This is a genomic window from Rubritalea tangerina, from assembly GCF_042683245.1.
GTDB classification, from domain to species: domain Bacteria; phylum Verrucomicrobiota; class Verrucomicrobiia; order Verrucomicrobiales; family Akkermansiaceae; genus Rubritalea; species Rubritalea tangerina.
On sequence record NZ_JBHUJB010000015.1, the window covers coordinates 14,690 to 28,066 of the forward strand.

The 13,377-nt window shown below is 53.8% G+C and carries 8 protein-coding genes; 2 read left to right on the forward strand and 6 right to left on the reverse strand.

Annotation, left to right across the window (positions count from 1 at the left end; genetic code table 11):
- Window positions 1–191: 191 nt before the first annotated feature.
- From ACFSW8_RS03175 to ACFSW8_RS03200, 6 genes are all read right to left on the reverse strand, one after another.
- Window positions 192–1,583 carry a hypothetical protein gene (locus tag ACFSW8_RS03175; protein ID WP_377090107.1) on the reverse strand — a complete coding sequence of 464 codons (1,392 nt, stop codon included), beginning with the start codon at window positions 1,581–1,583 and terminating at the stop codon, window positions 192–194.
- Between the two features lie 267 nt (window positions 1,584–1,850).
- The gene (locus ACFSW8_RS03180) at window positions 1,851–4,046 is read right to left on the reverse strand and encodes a beta-N-acetylhexosaminidase (protein WP_377090108.1); all 2,196 of its coding nucleotides are present in this window, start codon (window positions 4,044–4,046) and stop codon (window positions 1,851–1,853) included.
- Window positions 4,047–4,163: 117 nt separating this feature from the next.
- Window positions 4,164–5,309 (reverse strand): XylR family transcriptional regulator, encoded by a 1,146-nt coding sequence (locus tag ACFSW8_RS03185; protein WP_377090109.1) that lies wholly within the window; start codon window positions 5,307–5,309, stop codon window positions 4,164–4,166.
- An 18-nt stretch (window positions 5,310–5,327) separates the two neighbouring features.
- Entirely contained in the window at window positions 5,328–7,139 is a 1,812-nt protein-coding gene (locus ACFSW8_RS03190) for a sodium:solute symporter family transporter (RefSeq protein WP_377090110.1), read from the reverse strand.
- A 31-nt stretch (window positions 7,140–7,170) separates the two neighbouring features.
- Window positions 7,171–8,475 (reverse strand): Gfo/Idh/MocA family protein, encoded by a 1,305-nt coding sequence (locus ACFSW8_RS03195; RefSeq protein WP_377090111.1) that lies wholly within the window; start codon window positions 8,473–8,475, stop codon window positions 7,171–7,173.
- 311 nt (window positions 8,476–8,786) lie between these two features.
- Complete coding sequence (locus ACFSW8_RS03200; RefSeq protein WP_377090113.1) at window positions 8,787–11,321, reverse strand: LamG-like jellyroll fold domain-containing protein; 2,535 nt, start codon at window positions 11,319–11,321, stop codon at window positions 8,787–8,789.
- Between the two features lie 218 nt (window positions 11,322–11,539).
- Between ACFSW8_RS03200 and ACFSW8_RS03205 the strand changes: the two genes are divergently transcribed.
- Window positions 11,540–12,703 carry a sulfatase family protein gene (locus ACFSW8_RS03205; protein WP_377177421.1) on the forward strand — a complete coding sequence of 388 codons (1,164 nt, stop codon included), beginning with the start codon at window positions 11,540–11,542 and terminating at the stop codon, window positions 12,701–12,703.
- A 99-nt stretch (window positions 12,704–12,802) separates the two neighbouring features.
- Window positions 12,803–13,354 carry a HEAT repeat domain-containing protein gene (locus tag ACFSW8_RS03210; protein WP_377090115.1) on the forward strand — a complete coding sequence of 184 codons (552 nt, stop codon included), beginning with the start codon at window positions 12,803–12,805 and terminating at the stop codon, window positions 13,352–13,354.
- Window positions 13,355–13,377: the final 23 nt, after the last annotated feature.

Below are 13,377 nucleotides of genomic sequence, written 5' to 3' on the forward strand. Positions count from 1 at the left end.
AGGAGTCAGGAGTCAGGAGTCAGGAGTCAGGAGTCAGGAGTCAGGAGTCAGGAGTCAGGAGTCAGGAGTCAGGAGTCAGGAGTCAGGAGTCAGGAGTCAGGAGTCAGGAGTCAGGAGTCAGGAGTCAGGGGTCAGGGGGCAGGAGAAGTTTTCAGTTTTCAGAAATCAGAAATGAGTGGGGTGGGGTGGGGTTATTCGGCTTTGACTTTGGTGACTTTGTTGTTGGTAACGCTGAGGTTGAGGCGGCCGGGTCGAAAGTCTTCGGTGACGACTTGGGGAGCGCCATCGATTTCGACGACGCGTGCTGGGGTTTTGTGTTTTTTGGCGAGGGCGATTGCGTCTTCGGGGCTGAGGCCGATGAGGTCGTAGGCGCTCCATTTTTTGGGTGCGGCGGGCTGACCTTCAATGGCGACTTTGGTGACTTTGTTGTTGGTGACGCTGAGGTTGAGACGGCCGGGACGGATGTCTAGGGTGACGGGCTGCGGTTTGCCATCGGTTTCGACGACACGTGCGGGAGTTTTGTGCTTTTTGGCGAGGGCGATTGCGTCCTCTGGGCTGAGACCGATGAGGTCGTCGGCGCTCCATTTTTTAGGTGCGTTGGGCTGACCTTCAATGGCGACTTTGGTGACTTTGTTGTCGGTGACGCTGAGGTTGAGGCGGCCGGGGCGGATGTCTAGGGTGACGGGCTGCGGTTTGCCATCGATCTCGACGACACGTGCGGGAGTTTTGTGCTTTTTGGCGAGGGCGATTGCGTCTTCTGGGCTGAGGCCGATGAGGTCGTTGGCACTCCATTTTTTGGGTGCGGCGGGCTGGCCTTCAATGGCGACTTTGGTGACTTTGTTGTCGGTGACGCTGAGGTTGAGGCGGCCGGGGCGGATGTCTAGGGTGACGGGCTGCGGTTTGCCATCGATCTCGACGACGCGTGCTGGGGTTTTGTGTTTTTTGGCGAGGGCGATTGCGTCTTCGGGGCTGAGGCCGATGAGGTCGTTGGCGCTCCATTTTTTAGGTGCGGCGGGCTGACCTTCAATGGCGACTTTGGTGACTTTGTTGTTGGTGACGCTGAGGTTGAGGCGGCCGGGACGGATGTCTAGGGTGACGGGCTGCGGTTTGCCATCGATCTCGACGACACGTGCGGGAGTTTTGTGTTTTTTGGCGAGGGCGATTGCGTCTTCGGGGCTGAGGCCGATGAGGTCATCGGCGCTCCATTTTTTAGGTGCGGCCCATATTTCGGTGCTGTCTTTGGTGAGGGTTGGGATGCGGTCTGCGGTGATGGGGGTGTAGCCTTTGTTGTAGTTCCAGGACTGGCCGAGGACGTAGATTTCGCGTTTGAGCTCCGCGAGCTCATTGGGGATTTTTGCGGTTGCTGAGGCGGTGGCCATGACAGAGGGGAAGATGCCCTCGCGGCTGGTGGCCTCGCAGATGACGATGAGTGTCTTGTCTTTCTGGTGGATGCTCAGGACCTTGAGCGCCCAGGCGGGTGTGGGGGTGTCGATGGTGACATTGAGTGGTGCGGTTTTGTCGTCTGCCATGCTAAGGGTGCTGAGTGGGAGGAGGACGCCGAGAGTGAGAAGGAGTGGTTTCATAGGTTTTGTTAGGTAGGGGAACACTAGTCTAATATGTATTAGCATGTGTGATGGGTGATGGCAAAAAAAATGCCCGGCGGATTGCTGATTGAAGATTGAAGATTGAAGATTGAAGATTGAAGATTGAAGATTGAAGATTGGCTGATTGCGGATGGCTGATGGCTGATGGCTGATGGCTGATGGCTGATGGCTGATGGCTGATGGCTGATGGCTGATGGCTGATGGCTGATGGCTGATTGCTGATGGCTGATGGCGGAATGGGTGGAGTTAGAGGGTGTCGAAGGTGATTTCGCCCATGCTTTTGATTTTTTGTTTCGACTGTGGGCGTTCGAGGGTGACTTGGAGGGTGTAGGTGGTTCCTTGTTCGACTTTCGGGACGTCCAGCGTGACGGAGGCTTCCTTGTTAGGGCCGAGTGGGGCATTGGCGTCTTGGGTGACGAGTGGTGCGTCGTTGGCGAGGAGTGTGACCTTTGTGATGGTGGATGGGGTGGTGCCTTTTGTCTGCTTGAGGATCACCTGCCAGGAGCCTGGGGCATCGAGGGTTGCGCTAACATCGGTCTTGGTGGTGACGCTGAGTTTTTTGGCGTGGAGGCGGAATTTGCCGAGCACGTCGCGGGTGGCTTGGTCGACAAGGATGGAGGGATTCCCATTGCCAGCAATAGTGATGGCCTTGATGTTTTTGGCAGCTTCTGCGGTGAGGGATTCACCCTGATAGACTTTTCCATTTTTTGGGTCTGAGCCATCGATGGAGTACTTAGTTGTTAGGTTGTCGAAGGCTGGGGTGATAGTGACCCTGCCTTTGTGGAGGGTGAATCGTGGTGGGGCAACGCGGTAGTAGGTGCCATTGATATCGAAGTACTTGAGGTGCTTGCCGAGGCGGTCTCGGAAGTTTGACCAATCGCGTTTTGATTGTGGTGACCAGGCGACTTCAGCGGTGGAGCAGGCACGTGGCCAGAACTTGTAGGAGGCGTCTTGTGGATCGGGTACGAACTCGGACCAGACACAGGCGTGCACGCCGAGGATGAGCTTGCTTTGTTCTGGGGTAAGCTGGGACTCGAAGAGTGGGTTCCATTCGTAGGCGCGTTTGGAATCGATAGGGCCTGCCCAGCTATTGCCTTTGCGTTCCCCTTGGCCTGGGTAGATCATGTCGAAGTAATTGTGTGGGGAGACAGCCATGATGGTTGGGTGACCAGCTTGGGCGGCTTTGATGCCTGGGTTGATTCCGAGCCAAGCCATGACGACGGTGTCCTTTGAGAGTTGACCACCTTTCATGATTTCGTTCCAACCGACCATGGTGCGGCCGTATTTCTTGAGTAATTTTTCCATGCGCAGCATGAACATGTTTTGGAGCTGGAAGAACTCGGTCATGCCTTGTTTTTCCATGTAGGCGATATGTTCTGGCGAGTGTTCCCAGAGGGTGGTGTGGACTTCATCGCCACCGAGGTGGTAGTACTTGCTAGGGAAGAGAGAGGTGACTTCTTTGACGATCTGCTCGATCATCTCGTAGTTCTTTTCATTGACCACCGAGAGGGCATTTGAGCGATAGGCGGTGGGAATTTCGGCAAGCTCCGCAAGTGGACGCGACTTATTGCCACTTTCTTTGCTCTTGCGCTTGATGGTGGGGTCGATGGTGGGGAGGGTTTCTGGGTAAGCGGTGGTGATGGCGGTGACGTGGCCCGGCATATCGATCTCAGGGATGACTTCGATATGGCGTTCGGTGGCGTAGGCGACGATTTCTTTGATCTCCTCTTGGGTGTAGAAGCCGCCGTATTTTGGTCCTTTGTCGGATCCTTGTTTTGCGCGCCACTTCACGTTTGGCATGGGGGTGCCATTACCGCGCCAGGCACCAATTTCGGTGAGTTTCGGGTAGGCTTTGATTTCGATCCTCCAGCCTTCATCGTCGGTGAGGTGCCAGTGGAATTTATTCATTTTGCGGGCGGCCATGTTATCGAGCAAGGCGAGGACAAAGTCTTTGCCTTGGAAGTGGCGGGCTTCATCGAGCATGAGTCCACGCCAGGGGAAGCGCGGGGCGTCATTGATTTTGGCAGCGGGGATTTCCCAGGCATTGTTGCCAGTGGGATCGATCATCTGGAGGAGGGTCTGCGTGCCGTAGAAGAGACCGGTGGGGGTGCTGGCGGTGATGTTCGCGCCGGCCGTGGTGACTTCAAGGGTGTAGGCCTCGGGGCCGAGGGATGAGTCGGCTGCCAGCACGAGGTTGATAGCGGCTTGGTCCCTGGTGATGCTCGGTTTGAGGCCGGTGAGGGCGGTGATGCCATCGAGCAATTGTTGGGCTTCTTTGGCGGGGCCAGAGATCTTGGTGTTGGCGTTGAGAGCAAGTGCGCCATTGAGTTCGGTAACCTCGGCAGGCAGTGGGATGACGGAGTCAACGGGGGAAGCCATTGCGAGTGGGCTGAGGGTGGCGGCTATCGCCAAGCATAGGGATCGGGATGTTATAGCGTGCATAAATATCAGATTGGTACCCATAAGTGGGGAATCTGATGTGAAATGATCGGGAAATTAGGGAGAAAGGGGGAAGAGATTGAAGATTGAAGATTGAAGATTGAAGATTGCAGTTGGGGGTTATTGGTGGGATTGGCGGAAGTTGCCTGGGGTGGTGCCAGTTTCTTTGGCGAAGAGGTGGTAGAATTTTTGCATATGGGAGATGCCGAGTTGGCGGGCGATGTGTTCGACGGTGAAGTGGGTGTCGAGGAGGAGGGTTTTGGCACGCGCCATGAGGGTTTGGTTGATGTAGGCTTTGACCGAGAGTTTGAGGTTTTCCTGAAATTTTCGTTCGAGGGTGCGGCGTGAGACTCCGGATGCGCGGGCAATGTCCTCGATGCTGGGCATGGTGGTGACCGAGTTTTGGATGATGCGTGTGGCGCGGGTGACGGCGCTGTCGTCGACGGCTTCAATTTTTGTGGATTGGCGTTCGAAGACTTGGATGGCGGGGACGGGTTTGCGCTCAGGGGGGGAGGTATGGTTCATGAGGGCATCGAGGTGGGCGGCCATGTCCCAGCCCATTTGGGTAACATTGGGCGAGATGCTCGAGAGTGTGGGGGCGCAGAGCGAGCAGATGACCTCATCGTTATCGACACCGATGATGGCGATGTCCTTGGGGATGGAGAGGCCATTGGCATTGCAGAGGTTGAGGATTTCGGTGGCACGGCTGTCGTTGGCGACAAAGATGGCGCAGGGGAGTGGAAGGCTTTTGAGGAAGGTGAGTTGGTCTTGGCGGGTTTGCTCTAACTGGTCACCTGGGTGTTCTGGGTCGAGGTGGACCTGGCAAGTGAGTTGCTTTTTAGCGAGAGCTTCTTCAAAGCCTTGTTGGCGGAGGGGGGAGTAGGGGGCGTCAGAGATGCCGATGTAGGCAAAATTTCGGTAGCCTTTGGTGACGAAGTAGTCGGCGGCGACATTACCTACTGAAGCGCCATTGTCGGTGGGGGTGTAGAAGTGGACGCCATCGGCACAACTTTCTGGAGAGTAGTTGTTGATCACGACGGTGCGTTTGGGGTCGAGAGCGTTTGAGTAGCTGGGATTTTTGACGCGTGTGATGACGCCATCGCCGTCCCAATTTTTGAGCCATTCGGGTTCTGGTCGGTTCATACCGCCTTGTTCGAACTTGATGTCCCAGTCGTGGAGTCTGGCGAACTTGGCAATGCCTAAGAGGAGGTTGCGCCCGTATTGGGTGGAGCTTTCAATGAGGATGGCAACGCGTTTGCTAGGCATGGGAGTGATGGTGAGAGTTTAGTCTGGAGATTTCAAATTTTTATACCAGAACTTCCAGAGTAGGCCGCCGGTGACGAGGAGGGTGGCGAGGAGAGGGATGACGAAGTGCCACTGTTTAAAGATGAGGCAGGGCCAGAGGGTGAAGAGGCTGAAATGCCAGAGGCATGCGATGGGGAGGAGAGCGATGTCGCGTTTATTTTCAGCTTTCGCATGGGCGACGGTATGGGAGTCGGCGATTGCGCGGATGGGGCCCCAGAAGCCGAAGGGTCGGGTGTTCTGGTAGAAGGCGACTAGTTCGTCTCGGTTCGTTGGTTGGCTGCAGAGGGTGAAGGTGATGGTGCCGAGAGTGGCGATAATGAAGACGAAGCTGAAGGTGAAGATCTGGTCGGCACCTAACAATGGGATGGAAGTGGTGAGGTTGGCCTTGAGGTTTTGGATGACGGGAAGGAAGGTGGCGAGGGCTGCTAGGAAGCCAGAGATGCAGCCACCGGCGAAGCCCCAACCATTGAATCGCCACCAGAACCACTTGAGGATGTTAGGTGGCAAGGTGCCAACGAAGAGTCCCATAATGATCCAGTTCCAGACGCTATCGATGTTGGTGGCAAAGGTACCTAGCAGTCCACCTACAAAGAGGATGAGGAAGCTGACGATGTGAGCGATGCGGGTGAGTTTTTTTTCTGAGGCATCAGGGTTGATGAAGGGCTGGTAGATATCTTTGACGTAGTAGGCGGCACAGGAATTGACGGTGGTATCGACAGTGGACATGCCAGCGGAGATGAGGGCTGCGAGCATGAGTCCGCTGATGCCGACAGGAAGTACCTTGGTGAGGACGGTGGAGAAGGTTTTTTCTGGGTGGCCGATGTCCATGGCGTAGGGGAGGGCGAGGACGGCAATGCCGGCGAGTAGGAGCCAGCGGAGGGAGGTGAGTGAGATCCACTGTGCGGAGACGAGCGAGGCCTCGCGTTCATTTTTTGCGGCATAGTAGCGCTGGGCGGTCCAGGCATCGAAGGGAGTGGCGGCACCTTGGAGGATGTTGTTGAGGAACCAAAAGCCAACCAGAGGGAGAAGGAGTGGGAGTTGGTCCATGAGTGACTTGGCGGCCTGCACTCCTGAGTAGTCCCGTGGGGTGGATTCGGTAGCACCGTTAGGGTGTGGGTTAAACCAACCGTCGGGAGCGTGTTGGGCGAAGTACTCGGGGGTGCCTGTGTAGAGGGCTTGGGTGGCAACGTAGAGGATGAGAAAGAGGATGAGGAAGGCTTGGAAGAAGTCTGTGTAGATGACGCCGTGGAAGCCGGAGCTGACGGTGTAGAGGGCGATGAGGCCGAAGAAGCAAGCAGCTGCTAGGTTTTGTTGGCCTTCAAAGAAGGGGATAAACCCGGAGAGCACCTCGCCGGCACCACGCCAGAAGAAGGGCATGAAGCCGATGGCGATGGCGAGAGCACCGATGGCGGTAGCGACGCGAGCGGCGCTGCCTGGACGGCCACGGCCGAAGCGCAGGGTCATCCACTCGGCATTGGTAGCGCAGCCAGAGCGCCGCATCCACTTGGCAGCATAGACCATCTGGAAGGAGAGCAGGAGGGCAATGTGGCCATTCCACATAAACCAGATACCTTTCATCCCGAGGAGGTAGAGGATGCCTGAGACGAGGGCGGTGGCTCCGACATCGACGAAGGAAGCCATGCCAGAGATGCCTAACAACCACCAGGGCATGGAACGACCGCCGAGGAAGTATTCGTCAGTGGAGCCACTTGCTTTTTTAGATGCCCACATCCCGACGGCTGTCATGAGCAGCAGGTAGACAATGACGATAGTGAGGTCGATGAGAGGCATTGTTAGGGACAGCGGCGTGTGGAGAGTGGGACTATGCTTTAAGCTTCAAGCATTGCTTGTTTGGGGGAGTGATTAGCTCTTTGATTTGGACGACGCGTGCTTGTTTGCGGGAGATTTCGGCGGCGAAGGCCATGAGGTGGGATTGGAGTGAATTTGTGATCGAGCTTTTGAGATGGTTATGTGGGAGAGTCATTTCGTGGTAGAGGGCATCGATGATGCCGACGTCGCCGCCTTCGTGGTGGAAGCGATAGCCACCGGGTGGTTCATCGATGGGGATGCGGGTGATTTCGTTGGTATGGTGTTTTTTGATAACAATTTCTAGCGATGGGTTATCATCGTGGATGAAGTGAAGTTTGAGTGTTCCAGTGGTACCGTGGATTTCCCAGAAACGTCCAGTCTCGAAGGCGGTCATGGTAAGATTTACGATGACGCCATTTTCGAAGCGGAGGTTGACGGTTTGGTGGTCCATGACGTCGTTATCGCAATGGTAGACCGAGCGTCCCCAGGGGGATTGTTTGAGCCAATCGAGGATTTCTTGGTCTGTGGCGGTGTGGGCGCGTGGGAAGATCTGTGCGAGCCAGGGAAATTTTTTATCGTGGAGGTAGCGCAGGGCGCAATAGGGGGTAGTGATTTCACCAGATGTTAGGCTAGGGCACAGTGCGTTAGGCTGGGGGTCTGGTTGTTCTGGTGGGGTGAAGTGAAGGAGTTCTCCGAAGCTAGAGACGGAGGTGACTGGGGAGTCGACCATCCAAGAGATGAGGTCGAGGTCATGGCAGGTTTTGGCCATGATGATGGGGTTTGACTGGGCTTCTTTTGCCCAATGGCCACGGACGAAGGAATGGGCGAAGTGCCAGGGCTCGACGCCTTCGGTGGCATTCATCGAGATCAGATCGCCAATGGTGCCGGAGCTAAGGAGGTCTTTGACTTGGTTGAAGAGTGGGTTGAAGCGGTAGATGTGGCAGACCATGACTTTGCGACCGAGCTCGCGTGCGCGTTGCTCGAGTTCGAGTACTTCGTTGAGGTCTGGGGCTATCGGTTTTTCGAGGACGATATCGTAGCCCAGCTCTAGAGCTTTTTTACAGGGGGCGAAGTGGTACCTGTCTTGAGTGCCGATGATGACGAGGTCAGCAATTTTTCCTGCGGTGAAGAAGCTTTTTGCATCATCGAAGCTGCGGAATTCGGGTGTGTTAGAGAGTTGCTCAAGGCGCTCTCGGTATTCGGGGACTGGGTCTGCGGCGGCAAGGATTTGGAATTGTTCGGGGCGCTCGGAGATGAGCTGCATGTAGATCCAAGTGCGTTCTCCGCAGCCGATGCCTGCGATTTTGAGTGGTGTCATGGTTGTGGAAAAATGGGTGTGTGGTAGCTGAGTGTGCGTGTGTGGTGGGGGGAGTTTTCAGTTTTCAGTTTTCAGTTTTCAGAAATCAGAAATCAGAAATCAGAAATCAGAAATTAGAAATTAGAAATTAGAAATTAGTGGGGGGACGGGGTAGCCTCTTGGAGCCACTGGGCGCGGGAGGGCGTTGTTTCAGCGGGTGCGTAGGTGCTCAGTGCGAGACTGAGGAGAGAAATCCAATAGTTGATTTTCATAGTTGGGAAAGTGGGTCGGGCGATTGGTAAATCCATCCGCGATGTTTTTCGGTCGCGATATTATTGGCCGTCGGCGAGGAGTTTGATTTCTTCGTGTGGGAGCACTTCTGTGTAGATGCGGAAGTCATCGAGGGCGCCGGAGAAGTGGCTACGTGGGTCCTTCATGCCACGGCTCCAGTTGGCGCCGAGGATGAAGTGGGTGAAGTTATAGGGTTGCTGGATGAAGTCATCGAGTTCCTTGGTGGCAGCGACTTGGCCATCGATGTAGAGGGTGTAGGTATTGTCTTGGTTGACGATGGCCACATGGTTCCATGTGTTAGGCTTGAGTGAACGCTCTGCTTGGAATTTCCAGAGGCCAAAGTCTTTGGCATTTTCGTTGCTCATGTGGAAGTAGGGGCGGCCTTTTTCTGAGACCATGCGGAACTGATAGGCTGCCTTTCCATTTTCTTCTTTCGCGAAGATGACTTGCTGGCCATTTAGCTTGTTAGGTTTGATCCAAAAGGCGATACTGAAGTTGGTTTGTACGCCGGCGTTCTTGCAGTCGACATAGCTCTTGCCATCGAAGAAGAGGGCATTTCCGAGTTTACCTTTTGTTTGGGTAGCTCCGTGGATGGTGCCTTCGTGGGTTTGGGTTCCTTTGACGCTATCGACGAGTTTGTTAGCGACGACTTTGTCCATTGTCCAATGGCGGGTGAGTCCATAGGAATTGATATAGACTGGGTGGGTTGTACCGTCAGGGATGGCATTTTTTGCCTTTGCGGTGTCGGTGATATTGCGCAGGAAGAGCTCAATTTTTGCGCCCCATGGGATGCGTGAGTCGAGGCTCAGATTGACAATGTGAGGTGACTTAGGGGAGAGGGTGGCAGCAGTGACATCGAAGCCGCTGATGGCGTAGTTTTTGATGGTAGCTGCGGTGGCGGGGTCGACGGCTTCATCGAAGACGACTTCGAGGGCTGTGCGGCCGGGCAGGGTGTTTACTTCCTTGACGGTGGGTGGGGTGGTGTCCTCGGATGTTTTGATTTTAGTGCTTACTGGATCCCCATGAGTGAGGCCCGAGTTGTTGAGAGCAGTGATGCTGTAGGTATAGTTGGTAAGCTCGGTGGCTGTGGTATCTGTGTGGTTTGTTTGGGTGGTGGTGGCGAGTGGTTTGCCATTGCGTGTGATGAGGTACTGTTTGATACCTGTTTCTGGATCTTGTGCGGGGCTCCAGTTGAGTGTTACTTTACGTCCTTGGCTGGTGGCGGTGAAATGTGTGGGAGCGGTGGGGGCTGTGAGATCTGGTTTTTTGAGACCGAAACGGGTGACGCTGATTTCTTTGATTCTAGGTGTGCCGACTGACTCGAGGATGGTGAGGCGTACTTTCTCGATGACGGTAGGTTCTAACTTATTAATGAGTTGGTAGCCGAGCGAGACACCATTTTCGCGGACGGGGAACCACTGAGAGCCATCGAAGGCTTCGAGTTTAAACTTCCGGATACGCTCTCCGAAGCGGAGGTCTTCCTTAATGATGATGTGGTCGACTTCCGCGGGTTTTTCGAAGGTGAGGGTGACTTCTTTGCCTTGCTGGTCGTTGATTTGATAGAGTTTGTGGCCAATGGCATTATCCATGTAATCCTTAAATTCGGCGGCACGCTGGAGGACGTCTGGGTGGATGGTTCCATCTTTCTGGACGGGGAAGTTGATGAGGAGGCCAACACCATTTCCAACGCTGTGGTAGAAGACATCCTTGAGGTCATCGAGCGAGCGAGGTGCTCCACCGAACCAGCCCGAGGTGAATGTGGTGTCGACCTCTGCGGGGACCCAGCGTACGCCATCTGGGTTTCCGGTGGTGACGGAGCGTCCAGCTTTGAGGTGGATGCGGTCCCAAACCTCTTGTTCGATGGGATTCCAGATTGGGTAGGGCGAGTGGCCATGTTCGTTACCGACCCAGCGGATTGTGGCATAGGTGCTCTGGAAGACCACAGCATCGGGCTGGTGTTTTTGGAGAAGTGCATGGAGGCGTTTGCCGAGTGCTGGATTTGAGGATCCATCGACCCACCATTCGGCGAGTGGTCCGTATTGGGTAGCGAGCTCGGTGGCTTGGGTCATGTAGTAGTCGTTGTAGACTTTTTGGTCTTTGTAGGCGCCTTTCTCTCCGGCGCCGAAGTGGTCATCTCGGGTGGCGAGGTAGACACCTGGGCGGATGCCGCGTTTGCGCGCTTCCTCGAAGATTTCTTTAACGACATCGCCTTTGCCATTTTTGAATGGAGTGAGAGCGATATTTTTAGTGTTTGCTGAGTCGCCTGGCTTTGTGGCTTTTGTTGGCCACCAGCAGAAGCCATTGACGTGCTTACACACGATAACGATATGCTTTGCTCCCACGCTTTCTGCGGCATCGATGATCTTGACAGGATCAAAGTTAGAGAAGCTCATATTCTCTAAGGGAAACGTTGGGTTCATGTGATAGAAGACCCCGACTTCATCTTCATGCCAGGCGAGCTGACCTTTACTTGGGATGACGAGATTGGTTTCGGGGTCGCGCTCCATCTGTCCGTAGCTGAGTGAACTAAGGGTGAGAGCGAGCGCGGTGGTAGCGAGTTTTTGGAATCGAATCATAGTGGGATGGGTGTGGTGTCATCCATCATCCTAGGGCAAACCGCTAGGATTGGTATATGATATTTCGACACATATTTATGATTTGATGTAGAGTTGTAGTGGGATGGGTAGATTTTTGCTCATTGAGGGTGAGGGAGGTCCATTCTGTGAAGCGTATTTGCGTGATATATCGTTGGAATTTTCTGTTGTTTAGGGGTGATCGTCAGTTGGATAGGGTTATGTATGGAAAAGTAGTGGTATGGGCGCTCTTATTGAATCTGGTGATCATGTTGATGGTGAGAGGTAGCGAGAAGCCGAACATACTTTGGTTGACGTGTGAGGATAGCAATGTGTCGTGGATTGGTTGCTATGGTAACCCGCATGCGGATACGCCCCATATTGATAAGATGGCGTTAGATGGTTTTCGTTACACGCATTGTTTTGCAAACGCGCCTGTCTGTGCCCCATCGAGAAGTACGTGGATAACGGGAATGCATGCGGCTTCATTGGGGACGCTGCCTATGCGGTCGCGCAATGTGATTCCACATGGCAGGATCAAATATTACCCTGACTATCTGAGGTCGCACGGCTACTATTGCTCTAACGTAAAGAAGACTGACTATAACATTGGGGGACGACCTGACGGTGATTGTTGGGACAGCAAGGTCTTGCAATGGAAGACTCTGCGTGAGAGTCAGCCATTTTTTCAGGTGATCAATTTTGGGCAATCACACGAGAGTAGGGCGCAAGGGGAACTGGAGAAGCTCGATCATGATCCCGCAAAAGTTCGCTTGGCTTTGTACCATCCTGAGACGGAGGTAATCAGGAAAAATTATGCCAAATACCATTCAGCTGTGCATGAGATGGATGCGATGGTGGGAAGGGCATTACGCAGTTTAGAAGAGCATGGCTTGAAAGAAAACACGATCGTTGTGTTCAACTCAGATCATGGTGGTGTGATGCCTCGATCGAAGCGTTTCCTTTATGATAGTGGTATTCATTGTCCATTGATCATCATGATACCGGAGAAGTATAAGGATCTATGGCCAGCGGAAAAAACTGGGATGGTAGTGGATCAATTAGTGAGTTTTGTAGACATGCCTGCAACGTGGCTTTCCATTGCTGGTATTGAGCCTCCGGCTAGATTTCAGGGAAGGGTGTTCTTGGGTGAATCTGACAGAGCAGAACGCGACTATCACTTTAGCTATCGAGGCAGAATGGATGAACGGATTGATAATGTACGGGCAGTTCGCACGAAACGTTTCCTCTACATTCGTAACTATATGCCGCATGTTCCTCGGGGCCAGCACCTTGAATATTTATGGAAAATGTGGGCAACGGTGGCGTGGCATGATCAATTCAAGAATGGCAAGACGGATTCAGTGACGGGTCGGTGGTTTTAAGAAAAGAAGGTAAGCGAAGAGCTCTACGATACCTTAGCGGATCCCCATAATATTCATAACTTAGCGGGTGATGAGGATTATAGAGAAGTCATTCAAGAGTTGCGGCAGGCTCTCAGAGATTGGCAGCTGCAAAACTTTGACAGTGGTTTGCTGGGCGAAGCTGAATTATTACATCGCGCTGAGAAGGCTCACACGACTCTCTATGCGTACATCAGAAACCCTGAAACTTACCCATTAGAAGCATACCTCGAAGCCTCTGAACTTGCAAAGGCGCCAAGCTCTGATGACCACTCTCAATTAGTCTCCTTACTGGAGTCTGCTGATTCAGGTATACGCTATTGGGGAGTCCTAGGGTTGACCTCACTCAATAAGCCCAGTGACAAGGAGGTGTTAGAGCCCCTTCTCGACGACGCATCTCATGAAGTGCGTGCATTTGCAGCCAATGCACTCTTGCGCCATGGAGTGTCGGACAAAGCAATCAAGGCTCTGAGGGAAATGTTAGGTGGCGATAGTTATGCGATCCTGAGTGTTCTCAATGTTATTGATTGGACGGGGACTGGGGCAGAATTTCAAGTGCCACTAGAAAAGTTAAGTAGTGACACTGGTTATGTGGGGAGAATGGCGAGGCATATACTTAAGGACTCAAACTAGTGTGGTGTTGGTGGGGCTGGTTG